Consider the following 21,856-nt stretch of genomic DNA (forward strand, 5'->3'; position numbering starts at 1 on the left):
AGCGGCTAGCTCTTAGTTGCCTGCGAGCTTGTCGCGCAGAGCAGCGAGCTGCTCGTCGGATGCGAGGGAACCGATGGACTCCTCAGCCTGGTCCGCTGCCGGAGCTGCAGCGCCGGACTCGGAGGAGTAGTTGGAATCGGTGCCCTGCTCGGCGGCCTCGGCGGCTGCCGCGCGGTGGCGCTCGATCTGGGCCGTGTGGGCCTGGAAGCGGCGCTCGGCCTCGGCGTAGCGGGCCTCCCATGCCTGGCGAGCCTCGTCGAAGCCCTCCATCCACTCGTTGGTCTCCGGGTCGAAGCCCTCCGGGAAGATGTAGTTGCCCTGCTCGTCGTAGGAGTCGGCCATGCCGTAGCGGGACGGATCGAACTCCTCGGAGTAGTCCTCGTCGGCCTGCTTGAGCGACAGGGAGATGCGGCGGCGGTCCAGGTCGATGTCGATGACCTTGACCATGACCTCCTCGCCCACGTTGACGACCTGGTCCGGGACCTCCACGTGGCGCTGGGCCAGCTCGGAGATGTGGACGAGGCCCTCGATGCCCTCCTCGACGCGGACGAACGCGCCGAACGGGACGAGCTTGGTGACCTTGCCCGGGACGATCTGGCCCACAGCGTGGGTGCGGGCGAAGACGCGCCACGGATCCTCCTGGGTCGCCTTCAGCGACAGGGAAACGCGCTCGCGGTCGAGATCGACGTCAAGGACCTCGACGGTGACCTCGTCGCCCACGGTGACAACCTCGGACGGGTGGTCGATGTGCTTCCAGGACAGCTCGGAGACGTGAACCAGGCCGTCGACACCGCCGAGATCGACGAAGGCGCCGAAGTTGACGATGGAGGACACGACACCCTTGCGGACCTGTCCCTTCTGCAGCTGGTGCAGGAAGTCGGAGCGGACCGCGGACTGGGTCTCCTCCAGGTAGGCGCGGCGGGACAGCACGACGTTGTTGCGGTGCTTGTCCAGCTCGATGATCTTCGCCTCGAGCTCCTGGCCGATGTAGGGCTCCAGGTCGCGCACGCGGCGCATCTCGACGAGCGACGCCGGCAGGAAGCCGCGCAGGCCGATGTCGAGGATGAGGCCGCCCTTGACGACCTCGATGACCGTACCGGTGACCGGCTGGTCGTTGCTCTGCAGCTCCTCGATGGTGCCCCAGGCGCGCTCGTACTGGGCGCGCTTCTTGGACAGGATGAGGCGGCCTTCCTTGTCCTCCTTGGTCAGGACAAGCGCGTCGATCTCGTCGCCGACCTCGACAACCTCGTCCGGGTCGACGTCGTGCTTGATGGAGAGCTCGCGGGTGGGGATGACGCCCTCGGTCTTGTACCCGATGTCGAGGAGAACCTCGTCGTGGTCGACCTTGACGACGGTGCCGGTGACGATGTCGCCATCATTGAAGTACTTGATGGTCGCGTCTACTGCGGCAAGAAAGTCCTCAGCGCTGCCGATGTCATTGATGGCAACCTGGGGTGCGTTGGAAGTGGGCATAGGTTAAAGTGCTCCGAAACGGGTAGGAGATCGAAAATGAACATGAGCGCGTCTCTCGAATCCGCGGGTTGACCAGCCGGTTTCCCGGCGCCGACGCCGCGCATTGCGATCTCACTCCAGGCATACCCCGAGCCCTCCTATACGACTTGGAGCACCCCTCGGCACAGACACGCGCCTGATACTCTATCGCCTTTTCGCAGCTCGGGCAAATAAACCGAGCCGTCACCCCGCGCCGATTCACAGGCGTTTACTCCCGTTGACTGGCGTTCGCCGCTCGCGCGACCACGACCGACCGTTAACCGGAAGTTTCCCCACTGTTCCTCAGTGAACACACACAGAACTATTAGGTCGACGCTAGTATCTGGGTTGTATATCGGGGCTTCGGCCCCGGGCCCTGAAGCTGCGGGGGCGGCGGGGGCCCGGTTGATTGTTCGGGGTTAGTGTTCGGGGTTAATGCGCGGCGGCGTCCCAGTTGGGGCCGGTGCCGGTGGACACTTCGAGGGGGACGCGGAGGTGGATCGCGCCGTCCATCTCACGCTCGACGATGGCGCGGACCTCGTCGAGCTCGCCGGGGGCAACCTCCACCACGAGCTCGTCGTGCACCTGGAGCAGGACGCGCGAGGCGCACCCCTCAAGGGCGCGGTCCACCCGCACCATGGCGACCTTGATGATGTCGGCTGCCGTGCCCTGGATCGGGGCGTTGAGCGCGGCGCGCTCGGCGTTCTCCCGGGCCAGGCGGTTATCGGAGTTGAGCTCGGGCAGGTAGCGGCGGCGCCCGAAAACCGTCTCGGTGTATCCGTCGCGGCGCGCCTGCTCCACCACCTCGTCGAGGTAGCGCTTTACGCCGCCGAAGCGGACGAAGTAGCTGTCCATGATCTGCTTCGCCTCGGCGGCCGTGATGCCCAGCTGCTGGGACAGCCCGAAGGCGGACAGGCCGTAGACCAGGCCGTAGCTCATCGCCTTGACGCGGCGGCGCAGCTCGGGGGTCACCTCGTCGATGGGCACGTCGAAGACCCGGGAGCCGACGAAGTTGTGCAGGTCCTCGCCCTCCCGGTAGGCCTCGATGAGGCCGGCGTCCTGGGAGAGGTGGGCCATCACGCGCATCTCGATCTGGGAGTAGTCCGCCGTGAGCAGGCAGTCGTAGCCCTTCCCCACCGTGAACGCGGAGCGGATGACGCGCCCGGCGTCGGTGCGTACGGGGATGTTCTGCAGGTTCGGCTCCGTCGAGGACAACCGCCCCGTGGAGGCAACCGTCTGGTTGAAGGTGGTGTGGATGCGCCCGTCGTCCTGCACCGTCTTGATGAGGCCCTCGATAGTGGACTTCATCTTCTGGTACTCGCGGTGCGCCAGCAGCGCGTCGAGGAACGGATGGGGGTTCTTCGCCGCCAGCGCCTCGATCTCCTTCGCGGCGGTGGAGTAGCCGGTCTTCGTCTTCTTGGTCTTCGGCAGTTCCAGCTTGTCGAAGAGCACCACGGAGAGCTGCTTCGGACTGGAGAGGTTGAGGCCCGGCTCGTCGACGAGCGTGCGCGCCTGCTCCTCCACCTCGGCGACCTTGCGGGTGAACTGCTCGAGCTCGCCCTCGAGGACCGCGACGTCGACCGCGATGCCCGCGTCCTCCATCTCGGCGAGGATCGTCACCAGCGGCACCTCGAGGTCGGAGTACAGCTCGTAGGCCTTGATCTCGCGCAGCTGCGCGGTCAGCGCCTCCGCGAGTTCGAGGACCGCGGCGGCCGAATCGACCAGCGAGGTGTCGCCGAGGAGGCTGAGCTGGTCGCCGCCCTCGCTGAGCTGGCGCTGGAGGTGGCGCTGGTACACGTCAGCCAGCTCGTAGGTGCGCTGGCCGGGGCGAAGGAGGTAGGCGGCGATCGCCGTGTCGTGGGCTATGCCGCGCAGGGTGATTCCCCTGCCGCGCAGCATGTGGAATGCCCGCTTCGCCTCGTGGAGGTACTTCGGGCTCGCCGACTCGGCCCACGCCTGGAACGCCGCGTCCTCGGCGGGCGAGAGATCCGCGGCTTCCTTCTGAATGCCGCGCCTGCGCTTGTCGACGAGCGCCAGCGCCCCGACGTCCCCCCGGCCCGGGGCGCCGTTGCCGGTCAGGTGCAGCGCGAGGCCCTCGCCCTCGCGGGCGGCGAGCCACTCGTCGAGCGGGCCCTCCTCGATCTGGATCTCCTCCAGCTCGGCCACCTCGGGCTGGGGCGCGCCGCCCTCCGTCGGCACGGCCGCGAGCACGCGCTCGCGCAGGTTGACCCCGAACTCGAGGTCGTCGAAGGCCTGGGCCACGCGCGAGACGTCGGCGGGCTTGAGCTCCAGGTCATCGGGCACGACCGGCAGCTCGACGTCCGTGACCATGCGGGTCAGCTCCCGGTTGAGCCAGACCTGGTCGATGCGCTCGCGGAAGTTGTTCCCGGCGACGCCCTTGATCTCCTCGGCGTGCTCGATGAGCCCGTCGAGACCGCCGTACTGCACGATCCACTTCGTCGCGGTCTTCTCCCCCACCTTCGGCACGCTGGGCAGGTTGTCCGAGGGGTCGCCGCGCAGCGCCGCGAAATCCGGGTACTGCGCCGGCGTCAGCCCGTACTTCCTCTCCACCTCCTCCGGCGTGAACCGGGTCAGGACGGACACGCCGCGGGTCGGGTACAGGACGGTCGTGGTGTCGTCGACAAGCTGCAGGTAGTCGCGGTCGCCGGTGACAATGACGATCTCGTAGCCGCCCTCCGCGCGCGCTTCGGTGACCAGGGTGGCGACGATGTCGTCGGCCTCGAAGTTCTCCTTAGACAGGGTGACAATGCCGAGGTCGCCCAGGAGGTCGTCGATAAGCGGCACCTGCCCCTTGAACTCGGGCGGCGCCGCCTCGCGCTGGGCCTTGTACTCGGGGAACTTCTCCGTGCGGAAGGTCTTTCGCCCCACGTCGAACGCGACCGCGGCGTGCGTCGGCTTCTCTTCGGCGACGATGTTGGCGAACATTGACAAGAACCCGTAGACGGCGTTGGTGTGCTGCCCGCCCGAAGTGGAGAAGTTCTCCGCGGGGAGGGCGTAGAAGGCGCGGAAGGCCATGGAATGTCCGTCGATGAGAAGAAGGCGCTTAGTCACGGTTCCCCAGTCTAGACACCCGCGGCCGACCCTCCCCGTACACCGGCACCACCGCAGGATCGCCCAATCAGCCCTCCGGCCAGAATCGCACGTACAGCCACGCCGATGGTGTAATTCAGTTGATTTTTAGATTTTCAGTAGGTAAGCAGTCTAGGTACGTCTCTTCATCGCCGATTCAGCAACGAGAAAGGGCCCCTGTGCAGTTTCGACGCCTCCTCTCCACTCTCGCCGCAGGCCTCACCCTCGCCGCGGCGGCGGTCCAGTCACCCGTCTCTGGCGCGGCGCCCGTGGGAAATATTGTCACGCTGGGGGACTCGTACACCGCTAACCCGGATCAAATTCGCAACTCTCTGCGCAGGGTGAACATCCCAGCGGTTCAGGACTTCGTGGGGAACTACCCCCACCAGTCGGGATGCCTGCAGGGGCCCAACAACTGGCCGCGAAAGCTCGGTGCGCGCGTTGGCGCCCCCGTTGCCGACTGGTCCTGCAACGCACAATCATCCCGGACCGTCATCCAGCGTCTGGACCGGGCGATCGAGACTGGGGACCTTCACGCAGGGACCCGTGCAGTGGTGATCTCCGTCGGAATCAACGATTACGGCCTCGCCGGCGTCCAGCAGGGCCTGCAGCCGTGGAACCCGACCATGATGACCGAAAACTACGTTGCCAACATGCGCATCGCCGCAGACAAGGTTCGCCACGTCGCACCCAACGCAAAGCTGGTGCTTTCCGGCATGATTGCGATTTCCCACCCATCCGCACCCCACATGTTCTGCCCGCTCAACGTCGTCCCCAACGCCCCGGGCGGATTCCCTTTTCCTGCGCTGGCGGCGGCTGAAGCGGGCACCGAAAACAACCAACGCGCAGCCGCCCAGGCCACGGGCGCCACCTTCGTTGATATGCGTCTTCCCTCGGGCGGGCACGGCACCTGCGCTCCGGACCGTGAGCGGTATGTCGCCGGGATCATCGACACCACCACGCCGAACTACAACATGAACACGCACCCCTCCGATCTCGGGTCGCAATTCATCGCTGACCGCCTTGCCCCGCACGTCTAGGCGGCCCCCACCAGTCAGGGAGAAGCGAAGCACTGCCGAAGCCTCCGCGACGACCATCGCAAAGGACATTCAGTCCGAGAACTTGTACAATGTCGTCGCGAGTTACCCACTTGCCGCCGGAGTCCCACGGACGACGATTAAAAGCCCACGACACAAGGATTAACTTTGAAAAAACAGATAGGCACCTTGGCCGCGGCCGTCGCCGCCACAGCCGTGCTCGCACTAACTCCGGCGCAGGCAGCCGGGATAAGTCCGAACGAGGCCCTGCTCGATTACGGCAATCTGCCGGCCGCATCGCAGTTCAAAGCGACCCTTGTCGGTCGCGCCGCAGCAGACGTCGCTCTCCTTGACCCGCGTGTTCCGATTATAGTCCTCGGCGCTCGGCTTAACCCGGACTGCTCGGCACCCGCTGTTCTCACGGATCGTCTGGCCACCGCTCGGGTTCTGGCGGCGGTGCACCCGGCGAACCCGGTCATCGTTACGGGCGGGCATACTCAGGCCGGGTGCCCCAGCGAGGCCACACACATGCGTGATGCGCTCGCCGCCACCGGCGTCGCCCCCGGCCGCATTTCGGTCAAGGAGGGGTCCTTCTCCACCGTGGGCAACGCCCTGGAAACGGCGCACTACGCGGCCCCGGCGGGCAATGGCCCCCGCGTCGGCGTCATTGTCACCTCTCCTTCCCATGTCCCTCGCGCGGTAGACACATACGCAGCCACCGACTCTGCGGCGCTGTGGCTTGCCGTGGCTTCCCAGGTTGACTAGCCCCGACTGGGGCGGCCGTGAATCAGTTGACCGCAATTCCTGCCCCACCACGGTGGCACCGTTTTCAACGAGGTGGAACCTCCGGGGCCAAAGCAGCCGGGAACGTGAGCTTATTTCCTCTCCCCAAGCACGTACGTCCGGTTTCACGCCGCCGCGCTGCCGCGGAAGCAACGACTCAGAACGAGTAATGAGCCGCCGCGGCCGGTAACCGGGCGCCTCCTCACGGCTTGGCCCCGCCATCTCGTCAATGTCATTCGGGGCATTCGCTCCAGAACGGGCTTCAGGTACCGCGCCGCGACCGAGCGGAGCCCAGAGACCCCGTTTGAAGGCATAACACCTGCTGGTCCTCCCTCGCGCTCCCTCCGTTTGAGAGGCTGTTGCGGGCTGCCTACTAGGGCAAAGCCAGCCGCCGGCCCCGGATCCGCCGCGAATCATCACCCTGCCGGGTACGCGGAGAATACTCTCACCCGGATTGCCGTAAGGCCCCGCACCGAGTATCCCGGGAACGAAACGGTACGAACGCAAAACAGGTTTACTCTTCCCAGACAACGACTCCCCTGGGCGATGTGCCCGCCTTCCGTGAGTTAGCCCCCCGCGCACGGAATAATGCGCAGTGCGCCGCACCACCCTTGCCGCAGCATTCATCTCATGCATTCATTGATCACCGACGGAACGCAGCGAATACCGCCTTCGCAAACCGCAGAGCCCGCGCGCTGATCGTCTGCCGTTACGGTGCCCCAGGTGAGACTCGAACTCACACCGGACGGGTGACCATTTTCGGATGATTTTTGCCCCACCTCCGCATATAGCTCCGCTCCTGGTAGACCCCGTGGGTACCTGTCTACGGGGTTCGTGTGTGGGCGTGCTCCAAAAGTGGCCCAAACCGGGCCCGGCTCTACACCACGCACTCTCGCGAGCCGGGACGTGACAACACCTCGCCACTACCTCGCCCACGCATGACGAAGCCCCCGCCGCGGTGGGCGGGGGCGAGGGCTGCGGGTCAGTGCTTGGCCTGTCGCCGAGCAATGGCGTGGACACGTTGGCGCGACAACCCCGCGGCCGCGGCCACCGCCTCGCGCGGAGCGGCCAGGGCCGCGGCCTCGGCGACGAGCGCGTCGCGGCGGTGGGGCCGGTTGCGCTGGTCGTCTCGGTACAGGGTCACGTCGGGACTGCCAACAGGGATAGCAACCCCGGAAAACTCTTCCACCGCTGCCGCAATCCGCTGCGCCAGCGGCACTCCCCCCGACGGAATGCCCAGCAGCACTACCTGCGGGCTCGCAGCGTCGTCCAACGCCGTCTTCTCGATAAACTGGTGCGCGATGCGTGCAACAGTGCGGCCGACGTCTTGCGCGTTCAGCAACTCGACGGTCGACCGTTCATTTCCACTCATCGAACCTTTTCCCCGCCTCGCTGTGCGGAATTTAAAGGATGTCGACAACGGCTCAGGTAACCGGATCCGTATGTAGTCTTGGGACCGGCACTTACAGTCGCACTCTCTCCGATTGACCGCGAAGGATGAACCCATGGGCATTCACGCCGAGTACACCCTCCCCTTCTCTCGCGAGGACGTCTGGCGCTGGCACACCCGGCCGGGTGCTGTCACGCGGCTGACTCCCGGTTTCCTGCCCATGCGGGTGCAAAGCGAAGCGGCGTCGATACGCAACGGCACAACCGTATTCAGCTTCCCCGCAGGCTTGCAATGGAAAGCCCGCCACCTCGCTGACGGCTACACCGCCGGCCACAAATTCACCGACATCGCCGCCAACCAGCCACTACGAGCGGCGACGCAGTGGCGCCACGAGCACCGCTTCAAGGACGCTGGCGAGGGCACATTGCTTGTCGACGACGTGTCCGCAACCATCCCAGCAACCGTGCTCCGGCCCGCATGGGCGTACCGCCAGCGCCAACTCGTGGAGGATCTGAAGTTCATCGCGTCGCTGCCCGACGCAGCGCCGAAGACGGTAGCCATGACCGGCTCGAGCGGACTGGTGGGAACCCACCTGCGCGCGCAGTTGACAACGGCCGGCCACTCCGTGATCCCGCTGGTGCGCGGCGAGGCGGGCCCCGGCGAGCGTCACTGGGACATGGACAACCCTGCACCTGATCTGCTCGCTGGCGTGGACGGGGTGATCCACCTCGCGGGCGAGAGCATTATGGGGCGATTCACCGATGACAAGAAGCGCAAGATCCGCGACTCCCGCATTGAGCCGACGAGGAAGCTTGCCCAGCTTGCTGCGGATTCCGGTGTGGACGTCTTTGTCGGCGCCTCTGCCATCGGCTACTACGGCACTGACGCGGGTGGCTTTCCGCACACCGAAACAGACGGCCCAGGCGCTGGGTTCCTGGCCGACGTCTGCGCGGCGTGGGAAGACGCGGCGCAGGCGGAAGGCATCAGGACCGTCAATATCCGCACCGGCCTCGCCCTGTCCGGCGCGGGTGGGCTGTTGCCCGTGCTCAAAGCGAGCGTCAACGCCGGGCTGACCGCACAGTTCGGAGCCGGGGGCTTCTGGATGAGCTGGGTCGCGCTCGACGACCTGACCGACCTCTACACCCGCGCGCTGCTCGACGACACGGTCTACGGCCCGGTGAACGCGACCGCGCCGGAGCCGGTGACGAACGCGCAGATGTCCGCGCAGCTCGCTGAGCTGCTGCACCGGCCTGACGTGCTGTCCATCCCGACGTTCGGCCCGAAGCTACTGCTCGGCAACGAGGGCGCCCGCGAGTTGGCGCTGGCTGATCAACGGGTTGTGCCCGCCGCGGCGACGGAGCGCGGCTGGCTGTTCCGCTACCCCACTTTGGAGGCGGCGCTGCGCCACGAGCTCGGGAAAGAGCAACTGCTAGTCTCGCAGGCGTGAATACAGACCAGATCGAAGCCTCCGCCCCGCGGGGAGAGCACCTGGAACGCAACGCCACCGAGCCGCCAACCCCGCGGTGTTGCCCCGCGAGCGTGTAAATCGCGTTGACCACTCCACCTCCCGGCGGTGGTCGTGGCCCCCGTTTCAACCGACGCCGCGACCTGGGAAAACGTCGAACTAAAAAACCCAAAGGGGCCCAAACGGGGGCCAACGGCCAAGCGTGGGAGGAAGTAAATCGCGTTGACCTCCTACTTTCGTGCCCCAGGTGAGACTCGAACTCACACTGAACGGGTTTTGAATCCGTTGCCTCTGCCAATTGGGCTACTGGGGCGCGCCAAGAGATTCTAGCGCACGGCTTTGCCGACAGGACAATCGCGACAGGTGACAATTCACACGACGGGGCGACAACTGGTTATTATTCGCTTATGCGTAAATCCTTCATCTCTCTGGCAACTGCCTGCGCTCTTGTCGCTGGCCCCGTCGCCGCCCCCGCCTACTCCGCCGACGAGTCGTCCACCCCCGGTGCCGTCGAGTCCTCTGCTGACACCCAGCGTGTCTTCGACGCGTGGAAAGAAGGCTGGACCGCTATCGATTCCGCCAACCCGATTGACTGGTTGAAGAACGAAGTCGGGGGATTCGGAATGATGTCCTCCGGGGATATCGAAATGAGCGCGCAGGGCTCGTCGCAGGCGGCGTCCGCGTGGCTGCTCGCTTTCGGGATCACCCTCGTGTTCGGCCAGATCGCGCAGATCATCATGAGCAGCATCAACCGCTGATCCGACCGTCATGAGTGTTTCAATCGCACCGGGCAGGGCCTGGCGCACTGTGGCGGCGGGGGTGGCGTCGATAAGCGTGCTCTCGGGGTGCGTGACCAACGTCGAGGGGGGAAACCCGGAGGGCTGGCAGCCGGTCGACCAGGAGGTCGTTCCCGAGATCGCCGCGATGGTGCCGGAAAGCGTCTCGGCTGACGGGAGGCTGTCCATCGGGACGAACCCGCCGTTCGCGCCGTTCGAGTTCAAGGACTCGCAGGGCACCATGATCGGCCTCGAGCTCGACCTCGGGCGCGCCGTCGCCGGCATCCTGGGCCTGGAGTTCGACCCGCAGGACATGGACTTCGCCATGATCCTCCCCGCCGTGCAGGCGGGCAGCCTCGATGCGGGAATGTCAGGCTTCACCGACAACGCCGAGCGGCGCGAGACCTTCGACTTCGCGGACTTCATGTACGCGGGAATCCAGTGGGCGGCCGCGCCCGGCAGCAACGTCGACCCTGGCCACCCCTGCGGACTGACCGTGGCGGTGCAGCGCACCACCGTCTCCGAGACGGACGACGTGCGCCCCAAGAGCGACGAGTGCGTAAAGAACGGTGAGCAGCCGATCACGGTGCTCGCCTTCGACACCTCCGATAACGCCGCGCTGGCTGCCCTGGTCGGCCGCGCCGACGCCATGAGCGCCGACTCTCCCGTCACCGCCTGGGCCGTCGAGCGCTCCGACGGGGAGCTGGAGCTCATCGGCGACATGTTCGACGCCGCCCCCTACGGCTTCGCGGTGCCCAAGGGCTCCCCGCTCGGCCCCGCCCTGGCCGCCGCGCTGCAGTACCTCATCGACACGGGCGAGTACACGCGCATCCTGCAGCAGTGGAACGTCCGCACCGGCTACCTCGAGGAAGCGCTATTGAACGAAGAGCCACTGAAAGGACAGGGCTAAACCACGATGAGTACAACAACGAACACGCCGCCCGAGCGCATCCGGGCCAAGCCTCTGCCCCACCCCGGCCGCTGGGTCCTGGCGGCCGTGCTGCTGGCGCTCGTGGCCTGGTTCGTCATCGGCGCGGCCCGCAACCCCGCCTACGGGTGGTCGACCTATTTCGACTACCTGCTTGACACCCGCATCGCCACCGCGGCACTGCACACCCTGGCGATCACGCTGCTGGCGATGGTCATCGGTGTCGCCGGGGGCATCCTCCTCGCCGTCATGCGGATGAGCCCGAACCCTGTCTTCGGCGCCATCGGGTGGGTGTTCCTGTGGATCTTCCGGGGCACCCCCGTCTACGTGCAGCTGATGTTCTGGGGCCTCCTCGGCGCGATCTACGATTCGATCAACCTCGGCTTCGCCAGCGTCTCGCTGGAGCCGTTCACCTCCTCGGCGTTCATGCTCGCCGTCGTCGGCCTCGGCCTCAACGAGGCCGCGTACATGGCGGAGATCGTCCGCTCCGGCGTCTCCTCCGTGCCCGAGGGCCAGGTCGAGGCGTCGAAGGCGCTGGGCATGAGCTGGTCGCAGACCATGCGGCGCACGGTGCTGCCGCAGGCGATGCGCATCATCATCCCGCCCACCGGCAACGAGTTCATCTCGCTGCTCAAGACGTCGTCGCTGGTCGTGGCCGTGCCCTACTCGCTTGAGCTGTACGGCCGGTCGATGGACATCGCCGCCGCCCTGTTCCAGCCGGTGCCGATGCTGCTCGTGGCCGCGACGTGGTACCTCGTCATCACCTCGCTGCTCATGGTGGGCCAGCACTACCTGGAGAAATACTTCGAGAAGGGCGCGACGCGCCAGCTCACGGCCCGCCAGGTGGCCAGCCTGGCCGACGCGGAGGGGACGATCCCTAGCAATGTCCAGATCGTCGGCACTCCCGAGAAGAAGGGACGTTAAACCATGACCCCCATGATTGAAGCCAGGGACGTGTGGAAGTCCTTCGGCAGCCTCGACGTGCTCAAGGGCATCAACCTCGAGGTCGCCCCGGGCGAGGTGACCTGCCTCATCGGCCCCTCGGGCTCCGGCAAGTCCACCCTCCTGCGCTGCGTCAACCACCTGGAGAAGATCACCGCCGGGCGCCTCTTCGTCGACGGCGACCTCATCGGCTACCGCGAGCGTGACGGCGTGCTCCACGAGATGAGCGAGAAGAACGCCGCGGAGCAGCGCCGCGACATCGGCATGGTCTTCCAGAACTTCAACCTCTTCGGCCATCGCACGGTCCTGGAGAACATCATCGAGGCCCCGGTCCACGTCAAGGGCCAGCCCGTCGAGGAGGCGAAGGCCCGTGCGATGGAGCTGCTCGCCATGGTCGGGCTCGAGGCCAAGGCTGGCGTCTACCCCATCCAGCTTTCGGGCGGTCAGCAGCAGCGCGTGGCCATCGCGCGCGCGGTGGCCATGGACCCCAAGCTCATGCTTTTCGACGAGCCCACCTCCGCCCTGGACCCAGAGCTCGTCGGCGAGGTCCTCCGCGTGATGCGGGACCTTGCCGACCAGGGCATGACCATGCTCGTGGTCACCCACGAGATGGCGTTCGCCCGCGAGGTGGCGGACAAGGTCGCCTTCATGGCCGAAGGACGCATCATCGAGTACGGCACCCCGGACGAGGTGCTGGGCAACCCCCGGGAGGAGCGCACCAAGGCGTTCCTGTCCACCCTGTTCTAGCCTGTTCTAGCCTGTTTCAGCTACTCAGCCGAGAAGGCCCGCAGCGCCGCGCACGAGCGCCGTCCCCCCACCGAGGATGGCGAGCCCGAGGGCGATGTTGCGGGCCTTCGCGCTGGGCACGTGCGGGGCGATCCGCACGCCGAGGAAGATTCCCAGCACCATCGCCGCGAGCCCGGCGATCCACAGCTCGGGTCCGAGGGCGGACACGTCCGCCGCCCCGGTGAGCTCCTTGATGGCGAAGGACACCACGCCGCTGACCACGAAGATGGGCTGCAGCGTGGCCGCGTACACACGCTGTTCCCACCTGGCCGCCTGGGCGTAGACGGTGATGGCGGGACCCGCCACCCCGGCGAGGGTGTTCATGAACCCGCCGATGACCCCGGAGATCGCCGCCGGGAGCGCGCCGTTGACCCGGGGGACGTAGCGCTTGCCCAGGGTGACCACGCTCAGGGCGATGAGCAGCAGCACGCCGACGATGACGAGGAGCAGGTCCGTCGGCGAGTGCCGGATGAGGATCGCCCCGGGCACCGCGCCGAGCACCAGGTAGGGAGCGATGGAGGCGAACTTGCGCCAGTCCACGTTCTTGCGCACCGTTACCGCCGTCAGCGTGGCGTTGACCGCGGCGAGCACGTTGACCAGCAGGATCCCCTCCACCGGGCCGAGGAGGATCGAGACGACCGGGCCCGCGATGAGCCCCAGCCCCATGCCGGAGACGCGCTGCAGCAGCGAGCCCAGCAGTACCGCCGTGAACAGGCCAGCTGCCGCCGCGGTCACCTGAACTTCTCCCGCATGGCCTCCCCGACCAGGTCGGGCACGAGGCCGGAGACGTCGCCGCCGTACTTGACCACTTCCTTGCACAGGGAGGACGAGGTGTAGCCGTACTTCTCATCCGTGAGCAGGAAGTAGGTGTCCACCCCCGAGAGGCGCCGGTTCATTTGGGCCATCGGCACCTCGTACTCGTAGTCCAGCGAGGAGCGCAGCCCCTTCACCAGGGCGGTGACGTGGTGGGCGGTGGTGTAGTCCACGAGCAGCCCGCCCCAGAAGTCCACCCTGATGTTCCCGGCGTCCCGCGTCACTTCGCGGATCAGGGCGACGCGCTCCTCGACGGAGAACAGCCCCGAGGTCTTGGTGGGGTTGCCCGTGACGAGGACGATGATCTCGTCGAAGTGCCGCGCCGCGCGGTGGAAGATGTCCAGGTGGCCGTTGGTGACCGGGTCGAAGGACCCGGGGCAGACCGCGATCGTCATGTTCTACTCTCCTTGGGTCTCGGTTGCTGCAGGTGTCTCGGTCGCCGCAGGTGCCTCAGCGGCGCTGTAGACGGCCATGTCCATGCGGGCGATGCCGTAGAGGCGCTTCTTCAGCTTTTGGGTCGTCGGGGTGAACGACGCCGGCCAGTCCGTCTCGGGGCTTTCGCGGTGGCGCTCGACGACGACCACGGCGCCGTCGACAAGCGCCGGCTCGAGCGCGCGCAGCATCTCGGCGACCGCCTCGTCGGCGAGGTCGTAGGGCGGGTCCGCGAGCACCATGGAGAAGTGCCTCCGCGGGGCGCGGGCCAGGTAGGTCGATGCCTTGACCGGCTCGATGCGCACGTTGGGGTGCCCGACGACGCCCGCGTTGAACTCGATGACCTGCACCGCGAGCGGGTCGTTCTCCACGAGCACGACCTCCGCCGCCCCGCGCGAGGCCGCCTCGAGCCCGAGGGCGCCCGAGCCGGCGAAGAGGTCCAGCACCGTCTGGTCGACGATGCCGAAGCGCACCTGCAGCGACGAGAACAGCCCCTCGCGCGCCCGGTCGGAGGTCGGGCGCGTGCCCTCCGGCGGCACCTTGATCTTGCGGCCTCGGGCCTCGCCCGAAATGATGCGGTTCATTCCCATTACCTTAACTCTTCTCCAGGTACTCGAAGCGCTCCAGCGCCAGAGATTCGGTCACTTCCCGGGCCTTCGCCGGGTGCTTGTCGACGAAACGCTCGGCGTCACCGTAGGCCCGCACCACCACGTCGTAGTCCTCCAGCAGGTTGATCAGCCGCAGCGTGCGGTGCGCGCCCGACTGCTGCGCGCCGAGCACGTCGCCCTCCTGCCGGTTGCGCAGGTCCAGCTCCGCGAGCTTGAACCCGTCGGTGGTTGCGGCGACGGCGCTGACGCGCTCGAACGCGGGCGAGCCCGGCTCGGCGAGCGTGTGGAACAGGCACAGCGAGGCGTTGCCGCCGCGGCCGACGCGGCCGCGCAGCTGGTGCAGCTGGGAGACGCCGAAGTTCTCCGCCTCGCGCACCATCATCACCGTCGCGTTGGGCACGTCCACCCCGACCTCGATGACCGTGGTGGACACGAGCACGTCGATGCCTCCGCGGGCGAAGTCGCTCATCACCGCGTCCTTCTCCTCGCCGCGCATCCGCCCGTGCAACACCCCCACCTCGAGCCCGCTGAACTCGCCGGCCGCGAGCTGCGCCGCGACCTCCGTTACGCCGCCCTCGCCGTCGATACGCGGGCACACGATGTAGGTCTGGTGGCCCGCGGCCGCCTCCTCCCGGATCTTCTCCCACGCCCGGGCCACCCACGTCGGGCGGAACTCCGGCACCACCGAGGACTGGATCGGCTTGCGGCCGCCGGGCAGCTCCCGCAGGGTGGAGACCTCCAGGTCACCGAACACCGTGATCGCGATGGTGCGCGGGATCGGGGTGGCCGTCATGACCAGCAGGTGCGGCGCTTCCTCCCCCGCCTTCGCGCGCAGACTGTCGCGCTGCTCGACGCCGAAGCGGTGCTGCTCGTCAACGACAACCAGGCCCAGCCGGAAGAACTCCACGCCCTCTTGGATGAGCGCGTGCGTGCCGACGACGATGTCGGCCTCCCCGGTCATGATCTTCAGCAGCGCGTCCTGCTTCCGGGCGGCGCTGAGTGAGCCGGTCAGAGCCACCACCCGCGCGGGCACGCCGGCGCGCATGAGGGTCTCGGTCAGCGAGCGGGCGTGCTGCATGGCCAGCACCTCCGTCGGCGCGAGCAGCGCGCACTGGGCGCCGTTGTCCACGGCCTGCAGCATGGCCAGCAGAGAGACGATCGTCTTGCCCGAACCCACCTCGCCCTGCAGCAGCCGGCTCATCGGGCGCGGCCGCGCGAGGTCGTCGCTGATCTGCGTCAAAACCTCGTTCTGCCCCGCCGTCAGCGGGAAGGGCAGGTGGCGCAGCAGCCCGTCCTGGTCCCGGCCCTCCACCCGGGGCAGGGGGCGCGCCGCGTCGGCTGCGGCGTCCGCCCGGCGCACCGCCATGACGAGGGCCACCCCCATGGCCTCGTCGTACTTCAGGCGCGCCAGCGCCTCCCCCGGGCCTGCGGGCCCGGGCTCGTGGATCTCCCGGATCGCCCGGTCCAGCGGGATGAGCCCCTCCGGGGTCTGCCCGAGCGGCTCCCCGACCTCCGGCAGCGTGCGCAGCACCGCGTGGACCGCGCCCATGATCTTCCAGGTGCTCACGTTCTTCGTCGCGGGGTACAGCGGCAGCCACTCCCGGCCGGAGAGGATTTCCTCGAGGTCCCCGAAGTGCTGCAGCTGGCGCAGCGACCCGGTGGCCTCGGTGGGGCCGTCGAGAAGCACGAAGTCCGGGTGCTGGAGCTGGGGCATGCCCCGGTAGGAATGGAGCTTTCCGGTGAGCATGACGCGCCGGCCTGGGGTGAGCACCATCTTGGCGTACTTCGAGTTGAAGAAGGTCGCGTCGATCGCGTACGCGCCGTCGCTGACCCTGACCTTGTGGATGTCCGCCTTGTCGGAATCGATCGGCCTGCTGCGCTCCACGCGGCCGACGACGGTGACCGTGTCCCCCTCGAGGGCGTTGTCCAGCGCCCCGCCGGAGCCGTAGTGCAGGTAGCGCCGCGGGTAATAGCGCAGCAGGTCGCCGCACGTCTCGATGTCCAGGTGCTTCGCCAGCGCCTTGGCCTGCTTCAACGGCAGCACAAGGTTGAGCGGGCGCGCGTCCTGAAACCCCAGCACCGGGCTACTCCACCCCGATCTCCGCGACGGCGCCCAGGCCGTCGGCCGGGTACGCGAGCACGTCGACGCCGAGCTGCTCGACGAGCGGCGCCGTCTCAAAGCGCGTGAACTCCTCCGGCGCGTAGAGGATGGAGACCTGCTCCCCGCCGTGCTCCAGGAGGCGGCGGCAGGCGTAGGCGACGGCCTCCCCCGCGTTTTCGGGAGCGCGCGAGGTTTCCCCGTGCGCCACCAGGATGAAATCGCCGCGCGAGACGGCTCCCCCCTGCACGAGGCCCGCCTTCTCCGCGCGCTGCACGGCGGCAGTGCGCATCTCCCCGGCGGCCTCCGACATGGCGTAGGACACCGTCGACAGCGGCTGGTCCGGGTCGTGCACAGTGAGCGCCGCGATGCCCGAGACGAGCCGAACCGTCGGCAGGACGGTCACGGTCTGCTTGAACGCGCGCGCCGCCTTCTCCACCGCGCCGAGCTGGCGGTTGTCCAACTGGCCGTTGGGCAGCAGGATGACCTCGCCCGCCGGGGAGCGGCGGATCTCCGCCAGCACGCCGGAGACGACGTCCGGCCCGGGCGCGGCCGTCACGGCGCCGGCCTCGCCGTAGAGCGCCGCCAGGGAGCCCGCGGGGGTGACCGCCACGATGAGCCGGCCGGGGTTCTCCGTCACCGGCGTCGCCGGGAGCACCTCGAGCCGCAGGTCCGTGACCCGGCCCATCGCGAAGGCCGTCTCGATGACCCTGCCCGCGTCGAGGGAGTGGATGTGCACCTTGCCCTCCGTCTCGCCGGCGTGGGCGATGACGAGGCTCGTTCCCATCCGGGACAGCTCCGCCTCCAGGGCGTCGAGCGGGCCGTCGAAGAGGAACATCACCTCCAGGTTCGCCAGCTGCGAGTGCGGCTCCTCAGCGGCCGCCACGTCCTCGGGGGCGGCGTCATCCCCCGCGATCTCCTTGACCAGCTCCTCGAGCAGGATCACCAGGCCCGTCCCGCCCGCGTCCACCACGCCCGCCTCGCGCAGCACCTCGAGCTGGGAGGGCGTCCTGGCCAGGGCGGTGCGGGCGGCGGAGAGGGCGGCTCGGGAGACGTCGGCAAGCTCTGCGTCCCCCGGCTGCTCCGCGGCGGCGAGCGCGGCGGCCCGCAGGACCGTCACCACCGTCCCCTCGACGGGCTCGGAGATCGCCCGGTCGACGAAGTGCACGGCGGAATCGAGCGCGGCGGAAACGACGGACCCGTCGATCTCCCCGCCCCCAACGTTCTGCGCCACCGCGCGGATGACCTGGGAGAGCACCACACCCGAGTTGCCCCGGGCCCCGCGCATGCTGCCCACGGCGAGGGCCTCGGCCACCTCGCGGGCCCCGGCTCCCTCGCCCAGCCGCTCGGCCTCGGCAACCGCCGCGCGCATGGTGTGCGCCATGTTCGAGCCGGTGTCCGAGTCCCGCACGGGGAACACGTTGAGCTCGTTGATCTCCATCCTCCTGCGCTCGAGCTCGGCGGTGGACCTGCGCGCCCAGCTCATGAGGCGGGCGCCGTCGAAGACCGCGGGCTCAGCAGCAGTGACCATGGCAACAGAGTTTACATCGGGCTACAGCGACCACTCGACAGGCTCCGCCCCCAGCTCTTCGAGGGCCCGGTTGGCGCGCGAAAAGGGCCGCGAGCCGAAGAAACCGCGGTGTGCCGACAGCGGCGAGGGGTGCGGCGACTCGATGCGCGGGGCGTCGCCCAGAAAGCGCGCCGCCGACTGCGCGTCGCGCCCCCACAGGATGGCCACCAGGGGCGTCTCGCGCCGCGCCAGCGCCCTGATCACCTGCTCCGTCACCGCCTCCCAGCCCTTTCCGCGGTGGGAGGCGGGCTTTCCGGGGCGGACGGTGAGCACCCTGTTCAGCAGCAGTATCCCCTGCTTCGACCAGGAGCTCAGGTCGCCGTCGCTGCGGGGCGGCACCCCGAGGTCGTCGTGAAGCTCGGCGTAGATGTTCACCAGCGAGCGCGGGGCGGCCACCCCGGGCTGGGTGGAAAAGGCCAGGCCCATCGGGTGTCCCGGCGTCGGGTATGGGTCCTGGCCGAGGATGAGCACGCGGACGTCGTCGAAGGGGTCGGCGAAGGCGCGCAGGATGTCGTTGCCGCGCGGCAGGTACTTACCCTCCGCGCGGAGGAAATCGCCCATCGCGTGGATCCGGTCCTCCACCGGGGCGAGCGGCTCGCGCCAGGATTCGTGCACGGGCAGGTTCATCGGAAGCTCTCCCATCCAGTTGTGTAGGCGGGCGGCTCCCCGCCCACGGTCACCCCGTCGCCCTTGCGCACGGTGCCGATCGTGCGGAAGCCCGCGGGCGCCTCGCCGTCGATCGTGCCCAGCAGCGTGTGGTCCTCACCGCCGGCGAGGACCCAGCGCCACGGGTCCACGCCCAGCAGCTCCCCGGCCGCGGTGAGCAGGGCGTCGGGGGCGATCGCCGCGGGTTCCAGGTCGACGGACAACCGCGAGCGGGCGGCGATGAGCCCGATGTCGCGGACGAGGCCGTCGGAGTTGTCGGTCATCGAGGTCGCCCCAGCGGCCCGGGCGATCACCCCGCGGCCGGGCGTGAGCTCGGGGGCCTGGTGGGCGTCGATGAGCGGCTCGAGCACGGTGGGGACGCGCGCGCCGGAGCGAAGCAGGTCGAGCCCCGCCGCCGAGTAGCCGATCCTGCCGTGGGCGACGACGCGCTGGCCCGGGCGCGCCCGGTTGAGCTTGAGCGGCTCGAGGTTGCCGCCGAGCGAGCCGATCGCGGACAGCGAGACGACGAGGCTGTCTCCGCCGGTCACGTCGCCGCCGACGAGCTCGGTGGAGTATTCCTCCACCTTGGCGTGGATGCCCTCGGCGAGCTGCTCGACCACCGCCAGCGGCAGCGTGTCCGGCGCCGAGATGGCCAGCAGGGCCGCGATGGGTCGGGCCCCCATCGCCTCGATGTCCGCGAAGTTCTGCACCACCGCCTTGCGCCCGAGCTGGTAGGGCGTGGTGTAGGCGGGGAGGAAGTGGCGGCCCTCGACGAGCATGTCGGTGGTGGCCACCACCCGCGAGTTCGGCGCGGCCGGGGCGAGCACGGCGGCGTCGTCGCCGTTGATGGTCGAGGGCGCGGCGCCGACGATGGCGCGGATCACCTGCTCCTCGCCGACCTCGCCGAGGGTCGGCCCCGCGGTGGGGAAGCCTGTGCGGATCACTGGGGTATTCGGCCCTTTCAGTAGACTGTGGCTCCATGACTGGGATCGACAGCGAGAATCGTCCGCCCGCTCCGAGCGCCGGGGGCGCCGGCAGCGAACCCCAGCTGCACCCCCACATTAATCGGGGCGTGGCCTACGTCAGCCTCGCCCTCGCCGTTGCGCTCGTCATCGGCGTACTCGCCGGGGCGAAGTTCTTCTTCGACCGGGTCGCCCTCCAGCCGGTCTCGATGACGGAGCTTCCCTCGCCGAAGGCGGGGTCCGCGGAGTGCGCGCAGCTTGTCGACGCCCTCCCCACGTCCCTTGCCGACCACCGCCGCGCCGAGCTCGCCGAGCCCGCCCCGGCCGGCGCCGCGGCCTGGCAGTCCTCCTCCACCGAGCGCGTCACCCTGCGCTGCGGCGTGGACGCCCCCGCCCAGTACAACGAGTACAGCCCGACCGAGGAGGTGGGCGGGACGCGGTGGCTGCGCGTCGACGACGCCACCCCGGGCTCGACGATGACCACCTGGTACAGCGTGGACCGCGACCCGGTGGTGGCCGTGACCTCGGACGAGGCGGGGCTGAACGGGCACGACCCGCGCGCGGAGCTCGACCTGTCGGCACTGCCCCAGGCCCAGCTGCGCCCGGCCCCGGCCCCGCTCAGCGACCTGGCCTCGGGCCCTGCCGAGGGCTGCTCCGCACTCATGGCCGACCTGCCGGGCACGGTGGCGGAGGGCTTCGAGCGCCTCGGCGCCGACCGCGTCGGGGCCGCTGACACCGCGGTGTGGGTGGCCGAGGGCCGCGAGCCGATCGTCGTGCGCTGCGGCGTAGCAGACCCGGAAAACTACGAGCCGGGCATCCAGCTCTACCAGGTCAACGACGTCACCTGGTTCGAGGACACGACCCTGGCCAACGGCACGACCTCGGCGACGTGGTTCGCCCTCGGGCGCGGGGCCGTCGTGGCCGCCAACCTCCCCCAGGCGGAGGGAAACGAGGCGGTGACCACGCTGTCGGAGGCTATCGCCCGGAGCCTGCCAGAGCGGTAGAGACCAGCGTGTCGAGCAGCTGCCCGTAGCTCAGGCCCGAGGCGAGCCACATCTGCGGGTACATCGAGATCGGCGTGAAGCCCGGCATGGTGTTGACCTCGTTGAGCACCGGGCCGTCCCCCGTGACGAAGAAGTCCACCCGCGCCAGGCCCTTGCAGTCCAGGGCCCGGTAGGCGCGCACCGCCAGCTCGCGCAGCTGGCCGAGCGTCTCCTCGTCGTAGGGGGCCGGGATCGTCGCGGTGACCTCGTCCTCGAGGTACTTCGTCTCGAAACCGTAGAAGCCCTCCGCGCTGTCCTCGGTACCGTTGAGGCGGGCGGGCACGGACGCCTTGACCTGCCCGTCGGGGAACTCGAGCACGCCGATCTCCACCTCGTCGCCGACGAGCTCGGCCTCGACGATGACCTTGTTGTCCGACTCCAGCGCGAGCTCCACCGCCGCGTCGAGCTCCTCCCAGGAGGAGACCTTGGACACGCCTATCGACGACCCACCGCTCGCCGGTTTGACGAAGACGGGCAGGCCGAGGCGCTGGCGTGTGGCGTCGTCAAGCGTCTGCCCCGGCGCGAGGATCGCCTCCGCCGTGGTGGGGATGCCCGCGAGGTGAACGAGCTTCTTCGTGTACTCCTTGTCCATGCCGCAGGCGGAGGCGAGCACGCCCGGGCCGACGTAGGGCACGCCCGAGAGCTCGAACATGCCCTGGATCGTGCCGTCCTCGCCGTACTTGCCGTGCAGGACCGGAAAGATGACGTCGACGGAGGCGAGAACCTCTCCGCTGAGCGCGTCGACGAACTCGCCGCGGCGGGCCGGGTTGAGAGACAGCGCGATCTCGCGGCCCCCCGTCACCTCCGGCAGCGTCTCCCCCGCGATCGGGTCAAGCTCGCCGACGACCCAGGCGCCCTCGCGGGTGATGCCCACGGGGAAGACCTCGTAGCGCTGCGGGTCGAGCTCCGCCATGATCGAGCCGGCGGAGATGCAGGAAATGGAGTGCTCGGTGGACCGGCCACCGTAGACGACAGCTATGCGAATCACCCGACCGAT

General features: G+C 68.5%; 18 protein-coding genes, 1 tRNA gene and 1 pseudogene. 8 read left to right on the top strand and 12 right to left on the bottom strand.

Going from position 1 to position 21,856, the window contains the following annotated elements:
* Positions 1-12: 12 nt before the first annotated feature.
* Both rpsA and polA read right to left on the bottom strand, forming a co-directional pair.
* Entirely contained in the window at positions 13-1,473 is a 1,461-nt protein-coding gene (gene rpsA, locus DYZ02_RS01630) for a 30S ribosomal protein S1 (RefSeq protein WP_115684706.1), read from the bottom strand.
* 450 nt (positions 1,474-1,923) lie between these two features.
* The gene (gene polA / locus DYZ02_RS01635) at positions 1,924-4,527 is read right to left on the bottom strand and encodes a DNA polymerase I (protein WP_245945810.1); all 2,604 of its coding nucleotides are present in this window, start codon (positions 4,525-4,527) and stop codon (positions 1,924-1,926) included.
* 323 nt (positions 4,528-4,850) lie between these two features.
* Here polA and DYZ02_RS01640 point away from each other — a divergent pair, with 323 nt between their 5' ends.
* Together DYZ02_RS01640 and DYZ02_RS01645 are read left to right on the top strand one after the other, a co-directional pair.
* A complete protein-coding gene (locus DYZ02_RS01640) occupies positions 4,851-5,621 on the top strand; it encodes a GDSL-type esterase/lipase family protein (protein WP_281268997.1) in 771 nt (256 codons plus the stop codon).
* A 213-nt stretch (positions 5,622-5,834) separates the two neighbouring features.
* A complete protein-coding gene (locus DYZ02_RS01645) occupies positions 5,835-6,383 on the top strand; it encodes a YdcF family protein (protein ID WP_245945815.1) in 549 nt (182 codons plus the stop codon).
* A gap of 1,120 nt (positions 6,384-7,503) precedes the next feature.
* Here the strand turns inward: DYZ02_RS01645 and DYZ02_RS01650 are convergent.
* A pseudogene (locus DYZ02_RS01650) lies at positions 7,504-7,804 on the bottom strand (bifunctional pyr operon transcriptional regulator/uracil phosphoribosyltransferase PyrR); the annotation flags it as partial.
* Positions 7,805-7,906: 102 nt separating this feature from the next.
* Between DYZ02_RS01650 and DYZ02_RS01655 the strand changes: the two are divergent.
* The gene (locus DYZ02_RS01655) at positions 7,907-9,238 is read left to right on the top strand and encodes a TIGR01777 family oxidoreductase (protein ID WP_115684710.1); all 1,332 of its coding nucleotides are present in this window, start codon (positions 7,907-7,909) and stop codon (positions 9,236-9,238) included.
* Between the two features lie 257 nt (positions 9,239-9,495).
* Here DYZ02_RS01655 and DYZ02_RS01660 read toward each other — a convergent pair.
* A tRNA-Leu gene (locus DYZ02_RS01660) sits at positions 9,496-9,569 on the bottom strand.
* A gap of 94 nt (positions 9,570-9,663) precedes the next feature.
* On the opposite strand from DYZ02_RS01660, the gene DYZ02_RS01665 reads away from it, so the two are divergent.
* From DYZ02_RS01665 to DYZ02_RS01680, 4 genes are read left to right on the top strand one after another with little or no spacing between them, the layout of a single operon-like run.
* Positions 9,664-10,014: a hypothetical protein gene (locus DYZ02_RS01665; protein WP_115684711.1), complete on the top strand. Its 351-nt coding sequence runs from the start codon at positions 9,664-9,666 to the stop codon at positions 10,012-10,014.
* Positions 10,015-10,024: 10 nt separating this feature from the next.
* Positions 10,025-10,942, top strand: coding sequence for an ABC transporter substrate-binding protein (locus DYZ02_RS01670; protein WP_115684712.1), 918 nt, complete (start codon positions 10,025-10,027; stop codon positions 10,940-10,942).
* A gap of 6 nt (positions 10,943-10,948) precedes the next feature.
* A complete protein-coding gene (locus DYZ02_RS01675) occupies positions 10,949-11,884 on the top strand; it encodes an amino acid ABC transporter permease (RefSeq protein ID WP_115684713.1) in 936 nt (311 codons plus the stop codon).
* Positions 11,885-11,887: 3 nt separating this feature from the next.
* Positions 11,888-12,649, top strand: a complete 762-nt coding sequence (locus tag DYZ02_RS01680) for an amino acid ABC transporter ATP-binding protein (protein ID WP_115684714.1) — start codon at positions 11,888-11,890, stop codon at positions 12,647-12,649.
* Positions 12,650-12,673: 24 nt separating this feature from the next.
* Here DYZ02_RS01680 and DYZ02_RS01685 read toward each other — a convergent pair whose 3' ends face one another.
* From DYZ02_RS01685 to DYZ02_RS01715, 7 genes are read right to left on the bottom strand one after another with little or no spacing between them, the layout of a single operon-like run.
* Entirely contained in the window at positions 12,674-13,423 is a 750-nt protein-coding gene (locus tag DYZ02_RS01685) for a sulfite exporter TauE/SafE family protein (RefSeq protein WP_245945520.1), read from the bottom strand.
* Positions 13,420-13,896: a pantetheine-phosphate adenylyltransferase gene (gene coaD / locus DYZ02_RS01690; RefSeq protein WP_115684715.1), complete on the bottom strand. Its 477-nt coding sequence runs from the start codon at positions 13,894-13,896 to the stop codon at positions 13,420-13,422. The genes DYZ02_RS01685 and coaD overlap by 4 nt, the downstream gene beginning before the upstream one ends.
* Positions 13,897-13,899: 3 nt before the next feature.
* Positions 13,900-14,517, bottom strand: coding sequence for an RsmD family RNA methyltransferase (locus tag DYZ02_RS01695; RefSeq protein ID WP_115684716.1), 618 nt, complete (start codon positions 14,515-14,517; stop codon positions 13,900-13,902).
* Positions 14,518-14,527: 10 nt separating this feature from the next.
* Positions 14,528-16,621 carry an ATP-dependent DNA helicase RecG gene (locus DYZ02_RS01700; RefSeq protein ID WP_115684717.1) on the bottom strand — a complete coding sequence of 698 codons (2,094 nt, stop codon included), beginning with the start codon at positions 16,619-16,621 and terminating at the stop codon, positions 14,528-14,530.
* A gap of 4 nt (positions 16,622-16,625) precedes the next feature.
* Positions 16,626-18,170, bottom strand: a complete 1,545-nt coding sequence (locus DYZ02_RS01705; protein WP_115684718.1) for a DAK2 domain-containing protein — start codon at positions 18,168-18,170, stop codon at positions 16,626-16,628.
* A 21-nt stretch (positions 18,171-18,191) separates the two neighbouring features.
* The gene (locus DYZ02_RS01710) at positions 18,192-18,836 is read right to left on the bottom strand and encodes a uracil-DNA glycosylase (protein WP_115684719.1); all 645 of its coding nucleotides are present in this window, start codon (positions 18,834-18,836) and stop codon (positions 18,192-18,194) included.
* Positions 18,833-19,798 (bottom strand): thiamine-phosphate kinase, encoded by a 966-nt coding sequence (locus DYZ02_RS01715; RefSeq protein WP_115684720.1) that lies wholly within the window; start codon positions 19,796-19,798, stop codon positions 18,833-18,835. The genes DYZ02_RS01710 and DYZ02_RS01715 overlap by 4 nt, the downstream gene beginning before the upstream one ends.
* A 35-nt stretch (positions 19,799-19,833) precedes the next feature.
* On the opposite strand from DYZ02_RS01715, the gene DYZ02_RS01720 reads away from it, so the two are divergent.
* Complete coding sequence (locus DYZ02_RS01720; protein ID WP_115684721.1) at positions 19,834-20,820, top strand: DUF3515 domain-containing protein; 987 nt, start codon at positions 19,834-19,836, stop codon at positions 20,818-20,820.
* Here DYZ02_RS01720 and DYZ02_RS01725 read toward each other — a convergent pair.
* Complete coding sequence (locus DYZ02_RS01725; RefSeq protein WP_115684722.1) at positions 20,792-21,847, bottom strand: D-alanine--D-alanine ligase family protein; 1,056 nt, start codon at positions 21,845-21,847, stop codon at positions 20,792-20,794. The genes DYZ02_RS01720 and DYZ02_RS01725 overlap by 29 nt on opposite strands.
* Positions 21,848-21,856 lie beyond the last annotated feature (9 nt).

The organism is Corynebacterium senegalense (assembly GCF_900411315.1).
Lineage (GTDB): Bacteria > Actinomycetota > Actinomycetes > Mycobacteriales > Mycobacteriaceae > Corynebacterium > Corynebacterium senegalense.